The sequence below is a fragment of the Candidatus Bathyarchaeota archaeon genome (assembly GCA_026014725.1).
Classification (GTDB): domain Archaea; phylum Thermoproteota; class Bathyarchaeia; order Bathyarchaeales; family Bathycorpusculaceae; genus Bathycorpusculum.
This window is the reverse complement of sequence record JAOZHV010000008.1, coordinates 123,235-145,156: the sequence shown is the minus strand read 5'-3', so window position 1 is coordinate 145,156 and position 21,922 is coordinate 123,235. Positions and strand designations below refer to the sequence as shown.

Sequence of the window (21,922 nt, the reverse complement as noted above, 5' to 3'; positions counted from 1 at the left end):
TCTTCTATTTAATGTGAGTGATGATGCTCATGCGCATGTGGACAACCACCAGTCAACTCTTGCAGTTTACCACTATTGAAATTATCAATCACTTCTTTGACCGTTTTTCCCTCCGCTTTAAGCACCATAGTTCCTGCGTTTTTGAAACTTGCCAGGCCGCCAGGACCCATTGCGTACGCAATTATTACATTTGGTTTAAGAGATAGCAGGTTCTCGTGCGGATGCCCTGTTCCTCCCATGTGTTCACCAGTGTTTCTATGGCTTTCAACGTTTACAATTTGCCCTTGCTCGTTTAATTTTACTGAGGCAAAGTAAGGTGCTTGACCAAAATGCTGTGCCACTTTTGCCTCTAAACCAGAGGCATCTTCAACTGGGATTGCAACTATTTTTGTCATAATATCACCTTTCTGTATTATTGCGCATTGTTTAATCCGTAAACCATATTAATACTTTATGTTTAGAAAGTAAACTAAAGAATGTGAAATAATGGATGATGTTGACCGAAAAATAATCAGCCAACTTCAAGCTGACGGAAGAACAACCCTTGAAGATTTAGCAAAAATCACAGGCTTCACAAGCATGGGAACAAAGAAAAGACTAGAACGACTCATAAAAAAAGGAGTCATCAAAGTCTCTGCTTTAGTAAACCCCGGCGCCCTTAAACTTCACCCTGCGATAGTTATGCTTGAAATGGAAAGCGCTGAGGCAATGCAGGAACTACTCAACAGATTTGAACAGTGTCCTAGAGTGGTTCAGATTTTCAAGACAGTGGGCGGTTACAATCTAATAGCGCTTGTCATTGCGGAAACTCAAGAAACCCTAGAGAGCATATCCATGGAGAAATGTTCCCTTCGATGCAGTAGGGGTATTCGCCGCTCAGAGTTTTATCCCGTGAGCGAAACATACTTTTCACCGTTCCTTCAGATAAGAGAAAACCTAGCCCACAAAGAAAAAAAAGTCACGCCTTGCAACGTTGAATGTGACCCGTGCAACCGATTTGAAACTCAAAAATGCGTAGGATGCCCAACCACAAGCCAATACAAAGGCTCTCTATAAGGAGGAAAAAACTTGAGAGAAATCAAGCAAAACGGCGGCGTACCCAAAGAAATTGACGGCGTAGAAGTAATCAGTTTAGTGGATAACTGTGTCGACTTTCTATCAACTATAACTCATAAGCAGGTTAAGCCTTTTGGGCAATGGGCAAAAGAACGCCACGGCCAAGAAGGGCTAAATGTGCACAAGCAATTTCCGCTTGCTGAACATGGTTTCTCAATGCTTATCCGAGTTTTCTGCGGAGCAAAATCAGAAACTATCTTGTTTGACACCGGAGGGAGCCCTGACGTTGCCGTTGAAAACGCAAGGCGAATGGGACTTAACCTAAAAGAAGCTGAGTGTATTGTCTTATCTCACGGGCACTATGACCATTTCGGAGGATTATTATCAATCGTCAAAGCCGTGGGCAAAAACGGGCTGCCAATAATTGTCCACGATAACATGTTTGAAATCAGGGGAAGTGAAACCTCTGACGGGTCAATTAGAAAATACTCAGAATTCCCAACAAGAACAGAACTCAGCCCAGCACACATCATCAGCACAAAACAACCCTCTTTGATAGCTCACGATAAAGTATGTGTAACAGGCGAGATTCCGCGAGAGACAAGCTTTGAAAAAGGTCCACTGCGGCACAGAGTTTTAAGAAACGGTGCTTGGCAACCAGACCCGTTGATTCTAGATGACCGTGCAATAATAGTTAATGTTAGAGGAAAAGGCTTAGTCGTTCTTTCTGGTTGTGCGCATGCAGGAATAATTAACACAGTAAGGTACGCCCAAAAAATCACAGGTGTCAGCGATGTTTATGCGGTTATGGGCGGTTTTCACCTTGCCGGCAAAGAAAACGCAAAAGCAATCGAGCCAACAGTTAAAGAGTTCCAAAAAATAAGTCCTGAACTTGTTGCGCCGATGCATTGTACTGGGTGGAGAGGCATGTTTGCCATCGCAGAAGCATTGCCCAAGGCTTTTGTTTGGAACAGCGTTGGCAACAGCTATTCGCTATAACCATCACCAAGCAGAGCGCCTCAGAAAACAAAAGAAAAACGCATAGTTTTCCGCCCTGCTGAATGTAAAACGCACACAATCAACCCAAAGCTCAAACCAAACCCAAAAACCAAAACACAACCATTCAAACAACCCGCCACTGTTGTTGTAAATGGGAAGAGGGTCACACATAACAACTACCAGAAAAACAAAGCACTGGTGCGGAGGGTGGGATTTGAACCCACGAACCCCTGCGGGATAGGAGCCTCAGTCCTACGCCTTTGGCCATGCTGGGCGACCTCCGCTCGGCGTGCGCGGAAATATAGAAACATGTAGCCCATTTAAAGGCTTTACCATAAAAAATTTCACGGTCAACTTTTAAACAAGCACTTAAGGGCTGTTTTTGGTTAGTAAAAAGTAGCCGAATTCCGCAAGCAAATTTGGCAAAAACTTGACTTGCCGATTATCGGTCTTAAAGAATGAGCCCTCGATTGTTATGTCTTTCTTTTTGCAATAGTCCACAAAGTCGGTAAGACTCAGGAAATGAAGGTTCGGTGTGTCATACCACTCAAACGGCAACGCCGCCGTGACCGGAACTCGCCCCCAAAAGAAAATGCTTGCTCGGGCTTTGTAGTGTGCAAAGTTGGGGATGCCCACAATGGTTTTCTTTCCGACGCGGAGGGCTTCTTGGAGGGCAAAATCGGGCTTTTTGACCTGTTGGAGCGTCTGGTTTAAAATAACATAATCAAAAGAGTTATCAGCGTACTCGGAGAGCCCCGTGTCAACGTCCTGTTGAAACACGCTCAAACCCTCCGCAACACAGCGAAGGATGGCTTGCTCGCTTAGTTCTACGCCTTGCGCCCGCACTTGTTTTTGGCGGATAAGGAAAGCTAAGAGGTCTCCATCGCCGCAACATAGGTCCAGCACTGAAGCACCGTTTGGAATCCATTCAGCAAATTTTTCGTATTCAACCTTCATGCACTTTCATCTCCTTGCTGTTTTCCATTATTAACGCTTTTTAGGAAACTTTGGATAAGTTGACCTTCCTGTTCTGTCTCTAATAGGAACGCATCGTGACCATATGTGGAGTTTATTTCACAGTAGCTTGCATCAACACCTGCCAGCTTGCATGCTTTCACGATTTCTTGCGATTGATAAGCTGGGTAAAGCCAATCCGACTTGAAAGCAACCACCATCACCTTTGCTCGTAAACCCCTAAAGATGCTGTTTAGGCTGTGACCGTTTAGGATATTGAAGTAGTCTATGGCTTTTGTTATGTAGAGGTAACTGTTTGCATCGAAACGCTTAACAAAGTTATCACCACGATAACGCAAGTAACCCTCTACCTCGAAATCTGCACCGAACTTGAACGGCGCCCTGTCTGAGCGGAATTTGCGCCCGAATTTCTCAGCCATCGAAACATCGCTCATATACGTAATATGGCCTATCATTCTTGCAATCGCTAAGCCTTTGGCTGGGATGCTACGGTCATAGTAGTTGCCGCTTCGCCAGTCAGGATCAGCCATAACCGCTTGCCGCCCAACCTCATTGAATGCGATTTGCTGGGGCGTGTGCTTCATTGCTGTGGCAATCGGAATGGCTGAGCGAATCCTATTCGGGTAAGAAACCATCCATTGCAAAACTTGCATGCCTCCCATGGAACCGCCGATGACTGCAAAGAGCTTCTTGATGTCCAAGTGGTCAATTAGGCGGCGTTGTGCATTCACGATATCTCCGATTGTGATTAAGGGAAAATCAATTCCGTAAGGTTTGCCAGTTTCTGGGTTGATAGAAGAGGGACCTGTGGAACCCTTACAACCGCCTAGCACATTACTGCACATGACAAAGTACTTGTTGGTATCGATGGCTTTGCCTTCGCCGATTAAGTTGCTCCACCATCCGCCTTCGCTTGCCGCATGGGCGTCACCACTTAGCGCGTGCAAAACGAGGATAGCGTTAGATTTGTCTGCGTTTAGTTCGCCGTAGGTTTCGTATGCAAGCGTGATTGGGCCTAGTTGTTCGCCTGATTCTAAGGTTAACTCGTCAGGTGGATAAGCGAAAGTGTAATGTTGAATTTGCGTGTTTTCTATTTTTGTGGTTAGTTTTGTTGCCTCCAAAAAGTTGTTTAGGGTTTAACCGCTGCTTTTAGCGCTTGGTCGAGGTCTTCGATGATATCTTCCGCATCTTCGATACCTACTGACAGCCGAATGTAGTCTTCAGTTACGCCTGTGGCTACCTGCTCTTGCGGTGTCAACTGCTGATGCGTGGTTGATGCTGGGTGAATGATTAGGCTTTTTGTATCTCCGATGTTGGCTAAGTGCGAGAAGAGTTTGACGGATTCGATGAGACGTTTGCCGTTTTTTAAGCCGCCCTTTATTCCGAAGCCGACGATACCGCCGTAGTTACCTTTGAGATATTTCTCTGCAATCTTGTAGCTTTGATGGTCTTCTAATCCAGGATAGTTTACCCAAGTAACCAGCGGGTGCTGTTTTAGAAAGCTAGCGACTTTCAGCGCGTTCTCTGAGTGCTTTCTCTGCCTAAGCGGAAGAGTTTCCAGTCCCTGTATGAATAGAAAAGCATTGAAGGGGCTTAAGGCTGGTCCCACATCTCGTAGAAGTTGCACTCGAGCTTTGAATGCAAAAGCAACATTGCCAAGTCCTGGAAAGTTGCCGAAGGCTTCCCAGTATTTTATGCCGTGGTAGCTTGGGTCGGGTTCGGTGAATTCTGGGAATTTGCCGTTGTTCCATTTGAACTTGCCGCCGTCAACGATGACTCCGCCTATGCTTGAGCCGTGACCGCCGATGTATTTCGTGGCTGAAAGAACCGTTATGTCTGCGCCGTGTTCGATGGGCGCGATTAAGCCGACACCGACTGTGTTATCGACTATGAAGGGAATCCCTGCATCGTGCGCAATTTTAGCTATGGCTTCGAAGTCAGGTATGTCAAGTTTGGGGTTGCCGATGGTTTCAGCGTAGATTGCTTTTGTTTTTGGGGTTATGGCTTTCTTGAATTCCTCAGGCTTGGAGGAATCAACGAAGACTACTTTTCGGCCAAACTTGGGGAAGGTGTAGTGGAAGAGTTCATACGTGCCGCCGTATAGGTTGTTGGCGGAAACTATTTCGTCACCAACTTGTGTAATCGTTAATAACGCCAATGAAATTGCCGCTTGCCCTGATGCCACGGCTAATGCCGCAGTCCCGCCCTCGATTGCTGCAACTCGTTTCTCGAAAACCTCAACGGTAGGGTTCATCATCCGAGTGTAAATGTTTCCTAATTCTTTGAGCGCGAAAAGGTTTGCCGCATGCTCAGTGTTCTTAAACACGTATGAGGCTGTCTGGTAGATTGGAACAGCCCTTGCGCCTGTCGCGGAGTCGGGTTTTTCTTGTCCCGCGTGGACGGCGATTGTTTCTAATCGATTTGTCATTTTTTTGGTGCCTCTTGTTTTCTGTTGTTGACAACAGGGTAAGATAACGGTGTTATAGGTGTTTTTGCCGTTTTTATTCCAAAAAGAATAATTAACCAAACAAACCTATACAATTCATGCTTCCAGCTCTTACAGAAATAGCCCAAAAAAGACGGCGATTGGGTCTAAAACAAGCTGAACTTGCAAAAATGGCAAGGGTAAGCCAATCCTTAATCGCTAAACTTGAGGCAGGCAAAATTGACTCATCCTACAGTAAAGTGAAAACAATCTTCGAAGTCCTCGACCGTTTAGAAGCTAAAACCAAGTTGGAAGCGGGAAAAATGTTTCAAACCGAAGTGGTTAGTGTCCAACGTTACGAGCCCATCGCTAAAGCCGTTGAACTAATGAAGAGCCACGGGTACTCTCAGCTTCCAGTTTTTGACGATAAACAACCAGTCGGCAGCATATCTGAAAAAGCAATCTTACGCCAGATTTTAGAGGGCAAAGATTTAGCTCAGATTTCAGCCATACCAGTAGGCGATATTATGGAGGAAGCGTTTCCGCAGGTCGCTGAGGATGCACCTTTAACTTTGATATCTAGTCTTTTGCAGGTGTATTCAGCGGTGCTTATCTCCAGAAAAGGCAACGTCATGGGCATTATTACTAAGGCTGACTTGCTTAGAATGCTTTAGGCTTGGGAAAACCATTTTATAACTATAAGCGTGTTATACTCTTTGAATCGAAATGAATCCTAGATGCGAAGCCATAGGAAAATACGTGGTTCCCCTATTCAGGTCCATGCTTGCCAAAGAACTCATCAACACGTATAACCTCACCCAAGTTGAGGCAGCACAAAGGCTTGGCACAACACAAGCGGCTATAAGTCAATACGTAAATTCAAAAAGAGCAAACAGGGGCATGGAACAATTTGACGACATTGTGCCCAAGATTCAGGCGATGGCAAGTGAAACTGCAAAACGCTTAGCTAACAAAGAAATTAGCCCTGAGGAAGTCACAATTGATTTTTGTAAGCTTTGTTCATCCCTTTGTTGTAAATAAACAAGCGCATGCTTTCAAAGGTTTCTTGTCTAGGCACCGTAAAGGTTTTAAAGGAATAAATTATAACAACGTTATAATAAGAAGAGTGAAAAAATGCGAATAAACAATAACGTATTAGATACAATAGGTAAAACCCCCCTAATACGATTAAACAAACTAACCCAAGGCATAGATGCCACCGTAGTTGGCAAACTGGAATCCAGAAACCCCGGTGGAAGTGTCAAAGACCGCATATGCTACAGCATGATAGTGGAAGCCGAAAAGCAAGGCTTGCTCAAGCCAGGCGCAACCATAATCGAGCCGACAAGCGGCAACACAGGCATCGGCTTAGCCATGGTAATAGCCGTCAAAGGCTACAAACTCATCCTGACAATGCCTGAAACAATGAGCATCGAACGCCGCAACCTACTCAAAGCCTACGGCGCACAACTCGTCCTCACGCCAGGCCCAGACGGCATGGGAGGCGCCATCAAAAAAGCCGAAGAACTCCTCGCCAGTACACCTAACAGCTTCATGCCCCAACAATTCAAAAACTTGGCCAATCCTAAAATCCACAGGGAAACCACGGGACCTGAAATTTGGGAAGACACAGACGGAAAAGTTGACATCCTCGTTGCAGGCGTGGGCACAGGCGGCACCATAACAGGCGTAGCAGAATACATAAAACCACTAAAACCCACTTTCAAAACTGTGGCAGTGGAACCTGCAGCGTCACCTGTACTCAGCGGCGGCCAGAAAGGACCACACAAAATCCAAGGAATCGGAGCAGGCTTCAAACCTGACGTACTCAAGCTTGACTTGGTTGATGAAATTTTCAAGGTAACTGATGATGATGCTCTAAAAACCGCAAGACAGCTGGCGCAAAAAGAAGGCTTACTTGTCGGTATTTCAGCAGGGGCAGCAACGTATGCCGCTCTAGAAGTAGCCAAACGTCTAGAAAACAAAGGTAAACTTATCGTGGTTGTTCTTCCTGACACAGGAGAGCGCTACTTGAGCACGCCGTTGTTTCAAGAGCCAACACCGAGCATAAACTAAACATGTAATCGCCCAGCTAAAAGACGCTTTTCTTATATTTACCATCCACTCATAATGAGGGGAAGGGAAAAAGAAATGTCCAAAAAACCAGACCAGCCTCGACCTAAAGAATGCCAAGAATGCAAAGATAAAAACTTGCATGTTGATTGCTGGAGTCCAGACCGCATGCTTGACGCTCTTATGCGTAACCACGACCATGTGGATGAGGATTGGGTGGAAAAAGGCTTACCTAACCTAGTCGACGACGTAATGAACAGTTATCGAGAACTCGGCGGCATGGACCACCTTGAAGGACGAGATCTTCCATCCAAAAAAGTTGTTATCGAAGTTTTAAAGGACCTTTTCACGATTCTGTTTCCAGGGTATTTGGGCGATTCAGAAATCACAAAAGCTAACGTTAAATTTCGTTTAGGCACCACACTGACATCCGTATATGCAAGGTTGACAGGCGAGATTGAGAAGAGCCTCAAATACATCTGCCGAAAAATCACCGAGTGCCCGCAGGATGTGTGCCAAAAGCGAGCCAACGTTGTGGCTAAAGAGTTACTTGAGAAATTGCCTGAGATACGTTTGATGCTAAGTGAAGACATTAAGGCAGCTTACAGCGGTGACCCTGCAGCCGTAAGCACAGAAGAAGTCATCTTGAGTTACCCATGTGTTTTAGCAATTGCCACGTATAGGATAGCACATGAGCTTTACCTAAGGGGTGTTCCGCTGATTCCCCGCATAATGACCGAGTACATGCATTCACAAACAGGCATTGACATTCACCCAGGCGCAAAAATCGGCAAAAGCTTCTTCATCGACCACGGTACGGGTGTTGTTATAGGCGAAACCGCTGAAATCGGCGACAACGTCAAACTTTACCAAGGCGTAACTTTGGGGGCTCTTAGTTTTCCAAAAGACGAGAAAGGCAACATCATCAAAGGACGCAAGCGCCACCCGACAATCGGCAACAACGTCGTCATCTATTCAGGTGCAACACTGCTTGGACCAGACGCCGTTATAGGCGATAACGTGGTCATCGGCGGCAACGTTTGGATAACTAGCCCTGTTGCTTCGGGAACAAAAATCACCTTAGCGGCACCAGAGCTAAAATACAAAAAAGAAAACCACACCGCATAATTGCAAACGCAAAAAAGAAGTTTGTTGCTCTGCAACAGACCCTATCCCCCTATAAAAAGCGGGAAGTAATTTCTACTGTTATTTGAGGTAGATTTTTTAAGCACTTAACGCTTGAAACTTAAAAAACAAAGAATGGGGCACCATGGTAAGCTTTCGGGTTCTTGCCAAGAAAATATTCAGCGTTTCTTTAGTCTTCAATGCACTTTTAACAATTGGTTGCACGATTGGAATCCTCGCAGGTTACTACTGGTATTATCATGATTGGCAACCGTTCTCTCCGTTTCTGGTCAGTGGTGCCCTATTTTGGGTTGCAATCGCGGCCGCCGCCATTAATATTTTTCCAAGTGCAGGAATCGGACGTGCATTGCATACGGGCAGATTTCTGTTTCACCATTATCTGTATGGCTTGCTGGTTCTGGTTTGCGCCGCGTTCTATGTTGTATTCTTTACTCCAGTGTCTTTGCTTACTTTGTTTTTTGTGGATAACACAAGCGTTGCCGTTAACGTTGGCAGATTCTTCGTTCTGGGCGGTTTCACCTTGCTTTTAGACGATTTGCCTGACGTACACACAAGCGTAGAATCAGCCTTGAATTGGTTGAAGGCTAAGGTTTTGCAAGCTGGTCGATTCATTTCTTTGATTCAACTCGTCTGTGGAGCGGTGTCTTTCTATATTTTTGTCGCTATCACGATTGGTATGTATTATAATCCGCAGTGGGTTACGCTGGCTAATTTCATATTAATTGGCACTTTATTTATCACAAGCCTTACTTCTTTTATTTTTGTTAAAAAAAGAGTATGGCTAAAAATCACCGACTAACCCTCTATGCCTATCCTAAAATATCTTCTATTTTATTAGCAATAACAAATTTCATATACAAGCCTATTAACATACAACGAGGTGCCATTAATGAATAACGACTCATACTTTCAAAAGAAACTTGAACCAATCAAAGTCGCAAAACAGAAACCTATCTCACAGCTTCTAAAAGAAATGAGCAGAACAGCCTACCAAGGCAGAAAACTTGGCGAAGCAGTTGACGTTTGGGAGAATATGCTCAAAGAAAAAGACTTAACCATTGCCATGGGCTTTGCAGGCTCAATGAGCACGGCAGGGCAGTGGACGATTATTAATTGGCTTATGGAAAACCGTTTTATCGACGTGCTGGTTTCCACGGGAGCGAACGTTTCAGAAGATATAGTGGACGCCATGGGCTTTGGCTACTGGCAGGGAAGCCACCTTGTAGATGACCAAGCCTTGCTGGAAGCAGATGTAAACAGGTACTATGACGTTTTCGGGAAAGAAACCGATTACCGCAAAATGGAAGAACTCGTAACTGAATTCGTCATGACTCTAAAAACTAACTACAACTACACTTCAGCCGAGTTCCTGTACCTGCTCGGTAAATTCTTAGGCAAAAGAAACATTCCAGCAATCTCCGCAGTTGCCGCAGCCAATGGTGTACCAATCTTCAGTCCAGCAATGGTTGACAGCGCATATGGCGAAACATTTCTGATGGCGAAAAATCAAGGACACACCGTAGTGCTTGACAGCGTAAAAGAATTCGACCAGTTCGTCAGCATAGGAACCAAAACCAAAGATGTTGGCGTAGTCTACATTGGCGGAGGCGTCCCCAAAGACCTGACTCAACTCATCGCCATTTCAGTCTCACCAATGACCGAGGACAAAGGCGTGGAGGGCAGAAAGGGTGGCTTACGCAAGAGCCTACAAGAATACTACTACCCCCACAAATACGCCATACAAATAACCACCGACTCACCCCAATGGGGGGGCTTATCTGGTTGCACGCTCGAAGAGGCGATTAGCTGGGGCAAAATCAACAGCGAAAGCGGCAAACGCGCGGTCTGCTACTGCGACGCCACAATCGCACTGCCACTCATAGCTCACGCACTAAGTGAACGTATGCCAGAGAAGCGAAAAGGACCAGATATGAGCTGGCTATTCAAAGGCGTCCAATAATCGCCTTTACTTTTTCTTTTATTTATCTCTAAAGCGATGTACTTGTCGTTACAGAATAACTTTAGAAAAACTTATTTGCCAGTATGAAAATTATACTTTGAATAAAAATGGGTCAAGTAGAGACTGAACCTGAAATTGCAATCGTCGGGACAAAAGGTCAAATAGTAATCCCACAACGTCTCAGAAACGAGTTGAAAATATCATCTAAAACAAAGCTCATAATTTACAGGCAAGGAGACAAAATTGTCGCAACAAAACTCAAGGTTCCCCCTTTGAAGGGAGAGTTGAAAGACCTTTTTAACGAAGTTGACAAGCAAACTGGCGGCAAAAAAGTCTCTGAAAAAGAAATCCTAAAAGAGATTCAGGCTTACAGGCTTGAGAAGCGAACCAAAACAGGCGCATAAAATGGTTCGAGTCGTTATCGACACTAACGTGTTGGTATCAGCTTTTTTGAACAATGGAAAATCGAGAAATCTTGTCCAAAATCTTTTGGAAAGTCATAAAGTGATATTATCCACTCAGATGCTTGCTGAGTTGGCTGATGTCCTTTCTAGAGACAAATTTAATGTATCAGCCGATCAAATTAAAAAGTACCTTTCAATATTAGTTCGCCAAGCCACAATTGTAGCAATTAACACTGGTTCTAAAATAGTGCTTGAAGACCCAGACGATGATGTTGTGTTAAACACTGCTCTGTGCGGTAAAGCAAGTTATGTAGTAAGCGGCGATAAGCATCTTCTCAAAATAGCCAAGCACAACAATATTCAAGTATTATCCGTAAACGAATTTACAAGCGTAATTGCAAAAAAACCTAAAAAAGGTTGACTTAAGAAGTTGCCTTCTTTTTGCCTAATCTTTGTATTAGTGCGCTTGTCATTATTGGCATAATCATTGTTGCGTCGCCTTCAATCATTATGCGTTTGGCTTTCTCGCTGATTTTTCCCCAAGAAACCGCTTCTCTTGGTCGTGCTCCGCTGAGGCTACCGTCCCACTCATCAGCTGTGCTTATGTAAACAACATAGTCTAAGCCATCCTTGAATTGATTCCACCAAATCGTATGGTGCTTGCTGATTCCTCCGCCAACGATGAGGGCTCCGCTTTTTTTTGCATCAAACACGATGTTGTTGAGTTCTCCTTCGTCTTTGAGCAGGTTAATTCTAAAGTCCTTGTGGTCTTGGCTAAAGAACCACAGTTGGTAGCCTACTGCGCCATCAGTTATTCCTGGAATGTAAACTGGGATGTTGTTTTTTGCTGCCCAGTAAAGGAGTGAACTCTCATTGCAGCAACGCAGACCAATTTCGCGTGAGAGCTCGCTTGTCGACAGTTCCCGTTTGCCCTCCTTGTAGAGGTCAGCTAACATGGCTTGGATTTTTTGCTCCAAGATTGTGCCGTAGCTGTCATTTGGGACCAGAACGTTGCCTAAGCGGTTTACGCCCTCTCGGTGCAGTTTAGAATCATTCATGACAAAGCTACCCCTGTAGTAATCTCTCCAGCAACGGGCTACATCATGGTCAAGTGTACCACACGTTGTGATTATAACGTCCACAAGTTTGCGTTTAACGAGTTCTTTAATTACGCCTCGGGTGCCTGTGGCGCAGATATCCGCGGGGAACGAGAGAAATTTCACGCAGCCCCGTGTGTTAATCATGGCTTCCATGATGTTGACGCCTACGGCAAGCTTGCCTGCCGTGAAACCCCAAGCTTTATCCATTTGCAAAACAAGCTCGTTTACAGTCATTTTTTCTGTTAATGCGTAATCTTTCACTGGCACTTTATGTGCTTCTTTAGACATAACGTTCTTAGCTCCGTGCAAAGGTAAAGAAGCATCAAGATAAATATGTGTCGAAAAATTGAGTGACAATCAGGCATCGCTTAAGCTTAATCGATTATCACAACGAACGTCTGGAAAAGGGTTAAATGCTATTTGAGCCCTAATGCAGAAATAAAGGGGTATCGATGAGGAAAAAAGTTGCAGTCTTTTTGCTTTCAAAACTGGAGCTAGACGAGTACGCCTGTAAGTTCATAATTTTGAGGCTTAATTTAATGCAAGATTACTTTGAATTCGAGTTCCCTGACAATATGCGATTGGCAGTAGACAGAACAAGGTACATAAAACACCAAGACATGTGCGCCAGAGACTACCTTTTCGACGGCTTTGCCAAAATGATTGAAGAAACACAACAAAAATCCCCATACAATGCTGATTACTACATCGGGATTACTTCAGTAACGATTGATACGGAAGATTATTTCTGGACGGTAGAGGGCAACAAGGCAATAATAACAACAAAGGGGTGGGAAAAGAACTATGCGCCGCCATCAGTTTTTGAGTATATTTTGCAATCTGTTGCAGGTACCTTAGTAAAAATGGCAAGTGCTCAGGTAAAAGACAGTTCAATAACCGAACATCCTCCAGCGAGAGGTTGCATCCTAGATGACGCCTATGACAAGAAAGATAACAAAATCGACACCTCGCTCGGCTACATCTGTGATGAATGTAAAACAAAAATAGAAACTGCCTTAGGGGATGCTTTTCTGTGCGCTATCGAGAAAATCTGTTCGCGTGATTGCCTAGGCGATATTGAAACAAAAAATTCAGCAGCCTACGACTTAAAGAAGTTCTTTAGGGTTGACGTTGACAAAGACACAGGGTTTAACAAAACGTTCTGGGAAAAAGCAAAAGAGCACATTTCTAAATCTACCGAAGAGATTATAATTGGAACCGTAATTGCCATTGCGAGTGCCATCATCACGTATTTGCTTGTCCGTTAAGCATTGAAAAAGGTTCAATTGCACAAAAGGTTTTTCAGAATTGCCGCACAACAAAACCTTGGCTGACTGCATGAATCCTCAAGACAAAAGTCTCTCCCGCCATATCCGAAAGGCAACACCAAACGACATTGACCAAATTTCCGCGATAGAAAAAAAGTGTTTTGAAGGCCCACGTGCCTATGCTAAGCGTCGACTTGCGTATCTTGCACTAGAAGCAAACAGCACTTGCCTAGTGATGACAGAGGAAGGAGACATCTTGGGTTTTATTATAGTATTGTACCGCAAAGGAAGCTGTATTGCGAACATTGAAACAATTGATGTGGACCCGCAATTTCAGAAACAAGGCATAGGAATGAGCCTCTTGGTTGCCGCTGAAGCAGACATGAAGAAAAGAGGAATGAAAATATCGCAACTGGAAGTGTCAGAGCGAAACGAAGCTGCAATAAAGCTTTACCAAAAAGCAGGCTATACTGCTAAAGAGCGGTTGATTAACTATTACAAGTTTGAACATTGTGGCACGCGTCATGCAATCCGCATGGTTAAAGCTCTAAATTAGGCTCACTTGCTGGAACCCAAACGACATTTTCCAATTTAGTAAAACCCTTTGTGTACTGCTTTATAATGTTGAGCAGGGCTGTCCTGTAGCGTTTGGGCACAAGTTGCAAGTCGCCTGTTTCTTTGTGGATGTGGATGGTTTCCACGTGATTGTGTTCTTTGCCCTGCACTGCTGAGTCATATTTGCTCGCTAAGAATGCAGCGTGTTCCCGTTCATCCTCGTCTAGCCTCAAACCGCCTTTGGCAAGCCGTTCTGGGAAAAGCACAATGTCTTTTTTGCTGTAGCCCATTACGACGGGGTTTACGTTGTTGGCTAAAAGGAACAATTGGATGCCTAAACATTTGCTACAGTCACCACAAGGCACGATGTCTTTTCCTTGGAAGCGGCAACTGTGACAGGAACGCTGAAACCTAGCAAGTTTGGGATACCGTTTGGTTAGGATTCTTTCAACGATTAAGCCTGAGATGGGGCGGACGGCGCTCCATTGGCGTATGCCGGGCATCCGCTTTTTGTACCATTGCTCCATTCGCAAATCAAAGTCCTGTGTTTGGTCGTAAACGCCGTAGTAGTGTTTTATGCCTTTGTAGAAGGGCGAAAGGCGGGGGTCATCAAACTCGCTTCCAATGAGGAGGTTGCCGATTTTTTTAGAAGCAAATATGGGCAACAGGTAGAATAAGTAAACTGGAAATATGCACAGTCTAATCGGGTAAGTGTCCAGCCAGACGCGTCTGTGGTCAGGTCTAATTATCCGTAGGTGGTCAAGCATGAAAGTGTAGAACCTGTCCACGTTAAGCCACACACGCCCCGTGTTGGGTTCAACAGCTAAATGATGCCGATACGCTGGCAGTGCCGTGCGCCAGTGCCCTCCGCTTTCATTAACGTATAAAGGGTAAACTTTGGCGCCGATTTCCTTTAACATCGCATAAGTTAGCAGGCTCTCTTTGCCACCGCTGGAAAGAATACCGCAAGAGTTCTCATCAAAACCCGAACAAAGAACCGTGTCTTCTGTGGCAGCAGATGGCTTTATTGTTGCAAGTGGTTTGGCGTTTTCTTCGGTTGCGTCTTGCTCTGTTAAGCGGAACTCTGGCAGGATGTAGGGGTTTTTTCTGCGGATCAGTTTGTTGATGAAAATGTCTTTGCTAAAGATGTCTAAAAGGTCTTTGAGTAATGATGCGTCAGCTTGGCTTACTGAATATTTAAGTCTGATTTCTTTAGTGAATAGACCGTAGTTAAGAACAGGCATTACTGCCGCAAGTCGCAGAAACGCTCGGTGCTCAGCGGTCAGGGGGTTTTCATATTTGGCAAGAAGTGTAAAGCTGGCTTGTTTGCCCTCTAAGTCTTCGCAAGTTATTCGTGTACTGGCAGTGTTTTCCTTGATTTCTGGATCGCTGATTTCGATAAGGTTAAGGCATGCAAGGTTCGTTTGGGTTAACCATCCCGAAGTTTCTCTATAGCGTCAACTATTTGCTCCACGCCGTCCACCACTGGGTCCTCGACTGGCACTTTGAATCTTTCGCGGTATCTGCTTTTGGCTTTCTCAGCATCCTGCAGAGATAAACGTTCATGATTGATGCTGATGCCTACGAGCGGGCGCTCGCAAAGAAGTTTCGCTATCTTTACTACACGCATGGGGTCAGGCATCGGGTAACCTGGAAATCCATCAAGATAGGGGCGTCCTGGCGCATCTTGCAATGTGAAACCGTGGATTTGCCCAGCAGCCATTATCTCAAAGCCGCCGGGGAAGAATGGGTGAACGAAGCTTCCTTGTCCTTCGATAATCACGAACTCTGGTTTCTCATCGTTCCATGCGTCAATTATGGCTCCTTCAATTCCGCCAGAGATAAAATCGTTTATCATGGCGTCGAGTACTATGCCGTGTGGCCAGCCCTGCATCCACCCAGTTTGGCCAGTGAAAATCATGTCAGCGGCGCGTTTGCGTTTCCGAAGTTCGTTAACTATCATGACTGCGGTTGTGCGTTTGCCTATAGCTGAGTCTGTGCCTAAAGTGGCAATTCGTGTGGAGCCGACTTTGCTGATTTCTCCCGTGTAGAACCGCTTGTAATCGCGATACAGTTTGCGGACATCGGTGATTTTGCAACCATTTTTGTCGGCTATGGAAGTGAACTTTGGGTCATCAGAGATGAATTGGTGAAGACCTGAAACTATGTTTAAGCCTTGTTGTAATGCGTAAATGATTGCTTTGTCATAGCCCTCGGGCAGTATGCCGCCTTCAGAAACCGCGCCGATGACCAATGTTTGAGGGTTGCTTTTTTGGATAGCTTCTTCTAAATTTTGGAATAAGGGGATGTTTCTTTTTTTGCCATCTAATAATTCTCCTGCGTCCCCCTCAGGTGCAGTAGAATCCACGATCCCGACGATTTCATAACGTGTTGTATAACGAACGAGGCCATGGGCTGTTTTCCCGTTTGCGTTTTGATATTCTCTGTCACAGTACACTAATGCTTTTTCTTTAGGCATTGCGCTCACGCTTTGCGTCCCGTTAGAATTACAACGTAACGGTCGCTTGGATAAGGCTCCTTTTTATGCCTGTCTAAAAGCGCAATCAAACCAGCCGTAGACGCAGGAAGAACACTGAGCCCCTCTTTTTCTCTAATTAAGCGTGCGTAATCCGTCATGCTCTTATCAGTAGCGTACGCTGCCCACCCATGAGTTTGCCTGATAGCTGCCAATGCGTAGTCACCGTCGATTGAGCGCCAATTAATTAAGGGCTCGTTAACCTGCGTGTTTCTGATTTTTTCAGGTTTCAAGTCACAGCAATGCGCCATATTTTTGACAAAAGCGTTTATTATAGGATTCATCCCATACGAGGAACCAGCAATGAAGCGCGGTATGCGAGAGGTTTTTCCTCTGTTATATAAACTTAGAAAGCCTCTGTAAATGCCCGCTATTGTTGAACCGTTAGAGGCAGGAACAGCAACTGCCGCTGGGGCATCTCTGAGTTCGTCATAAATCTCGTAAGCTATCTCACCATACGCTTTCAATTGAATGTTCGTGTTGCTTCCACCGGGGTTTGCATCATAGTACCCGTTCTTTTCTGCCTCTTGACGAGAAATCAGGACCGCCTGCTCGTAGTCGCCTGGAGTTTTAATTAATTCAGCGCCTAAGCTCTTGATTTCTTTAATGCGGTTGGCATGATAATCTTCGGGGATGTAAATTAGGCAACGTAATCCAGCCAAAGAAGCGGCTAAAGCTATTGCGGCACCATAATTGCCGCAGGAGGCAACTGTTATTTCATCATATCCTCTACGTAAGGCGTCGAGCGCTTGTGCAAAGGCTATGCGGTCTTTCTGAGTCCCTGTTGGGTTGCCGCCTTCAAATTTCAAGTAAATCTGTCGGAGCCCTACCTCCCGCTCTATGTTTCTTGCCCTCGTCAAGCTTGTGTCGCCAACTTCCGAATCCAAGATTATCTCAAAACTTTCCAACCGCTCTTCAAGGGGGCGGCTGTGGTCTCGAGCAATCTTGCTTTCAAAATAAAGTTCAGGGGTTATTGACGGCACCTGAGGGGTAGCGCCATCCAAAAGCGAGAATGGCCCGTGATTCCTCAAGCTTGCGCCGTTTTCATGGTTGACATGCGGAATTTCTTCGGGATCTTCCATAATTTTTCTTCCATTAACGTAACATGCTTTGACTATTTAGTCCAAACATAGAATTAACGGATGCATTTTTGATTGAGGGGTCTAAAACTAAGAACTTTCTTAAACTCGAATTTTCTTCACGGTCGATCTCTGACGCGACCAACACCCATATGACACCAGATAATCGAAAGGCGATTATCACTGTTGTAATATTTAAAATTAACTATAAACAGAAAAATCTTCGAATATGCTATAAGTCAAAAGTCAGTCTAAAACTTGATTGTTTTAATTGAGACATTCTTGCGCTATTTAGCATGTGTTTGTTTCTCGGCGTCGCAAGCTATTTGGGGCTATTAATCCTATTTTAGAATAGCCCTGCGTCTTTAAGTTTGAGCGCAGTGGTGATATTGCCTTTAAATTGGATTCTTCCAGAAAAGAATGCTTTCTCTGCACTAATTTTCTTGTTAACAATATCGATGAAGTCTGCATCAGTAAAGTTTAGTGTGATTTGTGGTTCTGGGTGTGTTCCCTCTTTTACTTGTAGCTTCTTATCTTTGATGAGAACTGTCCAGTTGCCTCCTTTAGCGCCTGAAATGTTTAGTTGCGCTACAACATCTATTCCTTCTGCTTTTTCTGACTTAAACCGCGAAGGCAAATCTTTTTCGAAAACTTCTTTTGCTGTTTGGGCTTCCATGATTCCACTTTGTTTTTTGTATTCTATAGCAGTGGAGTTTTTGAACCTTATTGAAAAAAATTCTGTTTATCTGAAGAGATCTCTTTCTTTTGGTCTTGTAAGCAAGGTTGCCGATGTATTTTCGTCCGTTTGGTAATTGTATCCTCGGATTATGGCTGCTGGTATGCCTTCGTTTGCTTGTCCAATTACAAGTTCCGCTGCTGAAGCAAGCTCGTCAGCGATTGCAGTCTGCTTTATTCTAAGGACATAACCGAAAAGGTCTTTTTCGCCTCGTCTATCCCTAATTGGCTTGATTCCTGCAACGCCGACTGCCACGTTTATCTCGCCGTTCCTAAATGGTCTACCATGCGTGTCAGAAATAATAACTGCAACATTTGCTCCTGTTAATTGTTTGATTTCTTGTCTGATGTTTTGTGCAGAAGCATTTGCGTTTTTGGGCAATGGAACAACATTTCTGTCACCTGAGACGTTGGAGCGGTCAATTCCAGCATTCGCGCACACAATACCGCCATTAGTTTCCGTAATTATGCTGTTTTGTCCTATGCGGACGATCTCTTTGGTTTCTTGCAGAATAACCTCAACCATCGCTGGGTCTTTTTTGGTTTTTTGCGCGATCTCTTTTGCCCTATCAGATGGCACGACTTGGTCAAGGTTCACCACGTTTCCTTCAGCCTTCGAAACAACAACATGAGTGACAACAACCACATCTTTTTCCTGAATGGGCGTGCCTTGTTTCTCTGCGGCTTCGCAGATAAGTTGACCCAAGTTGTCGCCTTTCCGAATTAGTGGCAAGTTTTCAACAGCGAAGATTTTAACTGTGTCCATGTTATTCCCTTGGGTTTGTTAGTTTTCGCTACTCAGTAGCCCTCATTTAAAGCTTACCAAAATCCATAGAAAAAAATATTTATGAACTTTTTTGGCAAGGTTTTATAACTATCTGTTGCCCTTAACACTAAAGAGTGCTTCTCTTAGAGTAAAGGTGACATTTTCGTTTGGGGATAGCAGACCTTGGACGTATCTTTAACCCAAAGCGTGTAGCCGTCATAGGTGCCAGCGACAGAGAAGGCTCGTTTGGTGCAATGATACTGAGCAATCTTAAAAGTGCCCATGATGTTGAAGTTTTTCCTGTAAATTCCTTCCGCTCAATAGTACAGGGTATGCGAGCTTATCCCAGCATAGAAAAAGTCCCACGTATAGTTGACCTTGCTATAATTGCAACTCCAGCTCATACGGTTCCACAAATCCTTGAAGAATGCGGCAGAGCCCAAGTGAAAGCAGTGATCATTACCTCTGCAGGTTTTCAAGAAGTTGGAAAAAACGGTGAACTGTCTGAGAAGCAAATCATAGAGTACAAAAAAACCTACGGCATGAGAATAATAGGGCCAAACAGCTTTGGAGTCATAAGACCCAGCATAAACCTGTACGCAACCTTCGGAAAACAAATCGCGCTCCCTGGAAAAATAGCCTTCATTTCTCAAAGTGCCGCATTATGTGCCTTGGCTTTGGACTGGGCGGCTGAAGCTCAAATTGGCTTGAGCGCGGTAGTTTCCACTGGATCCATGCTTGACGTGGATATCGGTGATTTAATCGATTACTTCGGGATGGACTCTGAGACTAGAAGCATAGTATTATACCTAGAATCTATCGCGAACCCCCGAAAATTTATGAGCGCCGCACGGGGGTTTGCCCGAACCAAACCAATTATTGTTTTCAAAGCTGGCCGCTTCCAAGAGACCATGGCTTCTACGCTGACTCACAGCGGTCGCTTGAGTGGGCAAGATGCTGTTTACGATGCCGCTTTCAGACGTGTCGGCGTCGTTAGGGTAGAAGCCGTAAGTGACCTCTTTAACTGCGCACAAGCCTTAATGGTGCAACCAAACCCGCTTGGACCTAACCCCGTCATAATCACAAACGCTGGTGGATTGGGGATAATTGCGGCTGACCACTTGATTGCAAGAGGCGGACAACTTGCAAGTTTAAGCTCTGAGTCTATAGAGGCATTAAAAAAAGTTTTACCGCTCTATTGTACCGCAGGAAATCCGCTGGACATCTTTGAGGATGCCACCCCAGAACGGTTTAAGGCTGCATCAGAAATCTGCCTGAAAGACCCTAGCAACAGCGGTTCCATTATTATCTTTACACCGCAAGGTACAACTGAACCTCTTGCTCTAGCCAAGGTAATCATAGACATTACAAAACAAGCAAAAAAACCCCTCATAGTAGCCTTAACTGGTGAAGATAACAGTTGCCGCCAAGCACGAGCGCTCCTACAGAAAAATGGGATTCCAGCGTTTAGAACCCCTGAAGAGGCAGTTTCTACTTTCATGTATATGTGGCTGTACACGCAGAACTTGGAACTTCTCTATCAAACTCCCAAGGAAGTCCCCGTTGGCTTATCTGTCCCCACTTTTCTAAAGGGCATTTTAAGACGTGCTTTCTGCGAAGGACGAGCACTGCTTACTCTGCCAGAATCGCTAGATTTCTTAGATGCCTATAAAATTCCAACCGTAAAGACGCTCATTGCCAAAACGCCCGAAGAAGCTAAAGCTTTTGCAACTGAACTGGGCTATCCTGTTGCTATTAAGGCAGTTTCTCCTCAACTTTCTCATAAAACTGAATTTGAGGCTGTTGCTCTAAACATATGCGCGCCCTCGGAAATTCCTGCCATATTTAATGAACTAGCTGATAAGGTTAAAAACTCCCATGTCATGGCAGAGTTTCAAGGCGTTGCCATTCAACCGATGGTGCGCAAAAATAACTATGAACTGTTCGTTGGAGCGCGAAAAGACCGCCAGTTCGGTTCAATAATCCTCTTTGGAACAGGCGGAACATCTGCAGAAATGTTCAAAGACATAAGCATAGGGTTTCCTGTACTCAATCAAGTCCTAGCTCGTCGAGTAATAGAGAACACCACAATCTACAAGCATTCTTCAACTTCAAAGCGGAAGTTCAATGTGAGTCTTGTGGAGGAAATATTAGTCAAGTTTTCTCAACTAATCAGTGATTTCCCCGAAATAGAGTCAATGGACATTAATCCCTTAATTGCAAGTGAATCCCATGTGGTAGCTGTTGATGCACGTATAGTTTTAGATAGAAGTAAAATAATGCAAGAAGTTGCCCGCCCCCATGAACACCTTGTGATTGCACCCTACCCCAAAAAATACGTATCAACTCAAAAACTAAAAAATGGCATTCCTGTGTTATTGCGACCTATAAAACCTGAAGACGAAGACCGATTAAACAGACTTATCACGTCACTTTCAAAGGAAACGATGCGGTTCAGATTCTTCCAAATTATAAAAGAAATGACTCATGACACCCTGACTCGTTACTGTAACATTGACTACGACCGAGAAGTCGCCATAGTTGCAGAACTACAAGAGAACGGTGATTCAAAGATAATTGGCGTCGTCAGGTTGATTCTTGACCCAGATGGAAAGCAAGGTGAATTTGCAATCTTAGTTGGAGACCAATGGCAAGGTCTTGGTTTGGGTTCCAAGCTTATGTGCTCGCTGTTTGATATAGCAAAGGATATGCGTCTGCAGAGAATTTACGGTTACGTCATGACTGATAACAAAAAAATGGTTCAGTTATGCAATAAAAAAGGCTTTAAGGTGGAAAATTTGGATGAAGAGATAGCTAAAATATCTCTTACATTCTTTTCCTAACG

Annotated in this window: 23 protein-coding genes and 1 tRNA gene; 13 read left to right on the top strand and 11 right to left on the bottom strand. The window is 44.5% G+C overall.

The window, feature by feature from the left end; all coding sequences use genetic code 11:
- Positions 1-8: 8 nt before the first annotated feature.
- Positions 9-395, bottom strand: a complete 387-nt coding sequence (locus NWE95_01470) for a NifB/NifX family molybdenum-iron cluster-binding protein (protein MCW4002571.1) — start codon at positions 393-395, stop codon at positions 9-11.
- 91 nt (positions 396-486) lie between these two features.
- On the opposite strand from NWE95_01470, the gene NWE95_01465 reads away from it, so the two are divergent.
- Positions 487-1,056, top strand: a complete 570-nt coding sequence (locus NWE95_01465; GenBank protein MCW4002570.1) for an Lrp/AsnC family transcriptional regulator — start codon at positions 487-489, stop codon at positions 1,054-1,056.
- 12 nt (positions 1,057-1,068) lie between these two features.
- Entirely contained in the window at positions 1,069-2,055 is a 987-nt protein-coding gene (locus NWE95_01460) for an MBL fold metallo-hydrolase (GenBank protein ID MCW4002569.1), read from the top strand.
- A 196-nt stretch (positions 2,056-2,251) separates the two neighbouring features.
- Here the strand turns inward: NWE95_01460 and NWE95_01455 are convergent.
- From NWE95_01455 to NWE95_01440, 4 genes are all read right to left on the bottom strand, one after another.
- A tRNA-Leu gene (locus NWE95_01455) sits at positions 2,252-2,339 on the bottom strand.
- A gap of 85 nt (positions 2,340-2,424) precedes the next feature.
- Complete coding sequence (gene metW, locus NWE95_01450) at positions 2,425-3,012, bottom strand: methionine biosynthesis protein MetW (protein MCW4002568.1); 588 nt, start codon at positions 3,010-3,012, stop codon at positions 2,425-2,427.
- Complete coding sequence (locus NWE95_01445) at positions 3,009-4,151, bottom strand: homoserine O-acetyltransferase (GenBank protein ID MCW4002567.1); 1,143 nt, start codon at positions 4,149-4,151, stop codon at positions 3,009-3,011. The genes metW and NWE95_01445 overlap by 4 nt, the downstream gene beginning before the upstream one ends.
- A gap of 8 nt (positions 4,152-4,159) precedes the next feature.
- Positions 4,160-5,458, bottom strand: coding sequence for an O-acetylhomoserine aminocarboxypropyltransferase/cysteine synthase (locus NWE95_01440; GenBank protein MCW4002566.1), 1,299 nt, complete (start codon positions 5,456-5,458; stop codon positions 4,160-4,162).
- 116 nt (positions 5,459-5,574) lie between these two features.
- On the opposite strand from NWE95_01440, the gene NWE95_01435 reads away from it, so the two are divergent.
- The 8 genes from NWE95_01435 (at position 5,575) to NWE95_01400 (ending at position 11,459) form a co-directional block, all read left to right on the top strand.
- A complete protein-coding gene (locus NWE95_01435; GenBank protein ID MCW4002565.1) occupies positions 5,575-6,129 on the top strand; it encodes a CBS domain-containing protein in 555 nt (184 codons plus the stop codon).
- Between the two features lie 52 nt (positions 6,130-6,181).
- Entirely contained in the window at positions 6,182-6,496 is a 315-nt protein-coding gene (locus NWE95_01430; protein MCW4002564.1) for a helix-turn-helix domain-containing protein, read from the top strand.
- Between the two features lie 93 nt (positions 6,497-6,589).
- On the top strand, positions 6,590-7,531 hold the full coding sequence (gene cysK / locus NWE95_01425; GenBank protein ID MCW4002563.1) for a cysteine synthase A: 942 nt from the start codon (positions 6,590-6,592) through the stop codon (positions 7,529-7,531).
- Between the two features lie 75 nt (positions 7,532-7,606).
- A complete protein-coding gene (locus NWE95_01420; protein MCW4002562.1) occupies positions 7,607-8,656 on the top strand; it encodes a serine O-acetyltransferase in 1,050 nt (349 codons plus the stop codon).
- A gap of 142 nt (positions 8,657-8,798) precedes the next feature.
- Entirely contained in the window at positions 8,799-9,473 is a 675-nt protein-coding gene (locus NWE95_01415) for a hypothetical protein (protein ID MCW4002561.1), read from the top strand.
- Between the two features lie 90 nt (positions 9,474-9,563).
- The gene (locus NWE95_01410) at positions 9,564-10,634 is read left to right on the top strand and encodes a deoxyhypusine synthase (protein MCW4002560.1); all 1,071 of its coding nucleotides are present in this window, start codon (positions 9,564-9,566) and stop codon (positions 10,632-10,634) included.
- A 107-nt stretch (positions 10,635-10,741) separates the two neighbouring features.
- Positions 10,742-11,038: an AbrB/MazE/SpoVT family DNA-binding domain-containing protein gene (locus NWE95_01405; protein MCW4002559.1), complete on the top strand. Its 297-nt coding sequence runs from the start codon at positions 10,742-10,744 to the stop codon at positions 11,036-11,038.
- The gene (locus NWE95_01400; GenBank protein ID MCW4002558.1) at positions 11,010-11,459 is read left to right on the top strand and encodes a putative toxin-antitoxin system toxin component, PIN family; all 450 of its coding nucleotides are present in this window, start codon (positions 11,010-11,012) and stop codon (positions 11,457-11,459) included. The genes NWE95_01405 and NWE95_01400 overlap by 29 nt, the downstream gene beginning before the upstream one ends.
- A 1-nt stretch (position 11,460) precedes the next feature.
- On the opposite strand, the gene NWE95_01395 is transcribed toward NWE95_01400, so the two are convergent.
- Positions 11,461-12,426, bottom strand: a complete 966-nt coding sequence (locus NWE95_01395; GenBank protein ID MCW4002557.1) for a deoxyhypusine synthase — start codon at positions 12,424-12,426, stop codon at positions 11,461-11,463.
- A 164-nt stretch (positions 12,427-12,590) separates the two neighbouring features.
- Here NWE95_01395 and NWE95_01390 point away from each other — a divergent pair, with 164 nt between their 5' ends.
- Positions 12,591-13,406 carry a hypothetical protein gene (locus tag NWE95_01390; GenBank protein ID MCW4002556.1) on the top strand — a complete coding sequence of 272 codons (816 nt, stop codon included), beginning with the start codon at positions 12,591-12,593 and terminating at the stop codon, positions 13,404-13,406.
- A 40-nt stretch (positions 13,407-13,446) separates the two neighbouring features.
- The gene (locus NWE95_01385) at positions 13,447-13,962 is read left to right on the top strand and encodes a GNAT family N-acetyltransferase (GenBank protein MCW4002555.1); all 516 of its coding nucleotides are present in this window, start codon (positions 13,447-13,449) and stop codon (positions 13,960-13,962) included.
- Here NWE95_01385 and NWE95_01380 read toward each other — a convergent pair.
- From NWE95_01380 to cofE, 5 genes are all read right to left on the bottom strand, one after another.
- Positions 13,946-15,205 (bottom strand): hypothetical protein, encoded by a 1,260-nt coding sequence (locus tag NWE95_01380; GenBank protein ID MCW4002554.1) that lies wholly within the window; start codon positions 15,203-15,205, stop codon positions 13,946-13,948. The two genes, NWE95_01385 and NWE95_01380, sit on opposite strands and share 17 nt — an antisense overlap.
- A 185-nt stretch (positions 15,206-15,390) precedes the next feature.
- Positions 15,391-16,440 carry a DUF1611 domain-containing protein gene (locus NWE95_01375; GenBank protein MCW4002553.1) on the bottom strand — a complete coding sequence of 350 codons (1,050 nt, stop codon included), beginning with the start codon at positions 16,438-16,440 and terminating at the stop codon, positions 15,391-15,393.
- 5 nt (positions 16,441-16,445) lie between these two features.
- Positions 16,446-17,579 carry a pyridoxal-phosphate dependent enzyme gene (locus NWE95_01370; GenBank protein MCW4002552.1) on the bottom strand — a complete coding sequence of 378 codons (1,134 nt, stop codon included), beginning with the start codon at positions 17,577-17,579 and terminating at the stop codon, positions 16,446-16,448.
- Between the two features lie 343 nt (positions 17,580-17,922).
- Positions 17,923-18,252 (bottom strand): SCP2 sterol-binding domain-containing protein, encoded by a 330-nt coding sequence (locus NWE95_01365; GenBank protein MCW4002551.1) that lies wholly within the window; start codon positions 18,250-18,252, stop codon positions 17,923-17,925.
- 66 nt (positions 18,253-18,318) lie between these two features.
- On the bottom strand, positions 18,319-19,077 hold the full coding sequence (cofE, locus tag NWE95_01360) for a coenzyme F420-0:L-glutamate ligase (protein ID MCW4002550.1): 759 nt from the start codon (positions 19,075-19,077) through the stop codon (positions 18,319-18,321).
- A gap of 167 nt (positions 19,078-19,244) precedes the next feature.
- Between cofE and NWE95_01355 the strand changes: the two genes are divergently transcribed.
- On the top strand, positions 19,245-21,920 hold the full coding sequence (locus NWE95_01355) for a bifunctional acetate--CoA ligase family protein/GNAT family N-acetyltransferase (protein MCW4002549.1): 2,676 nt from the start codon (positions 19,245-19,247) through the stop codon (positions 21,918-21,920).
- Positions 21,921-21,922: the final 2 nt, after the last annotated feature.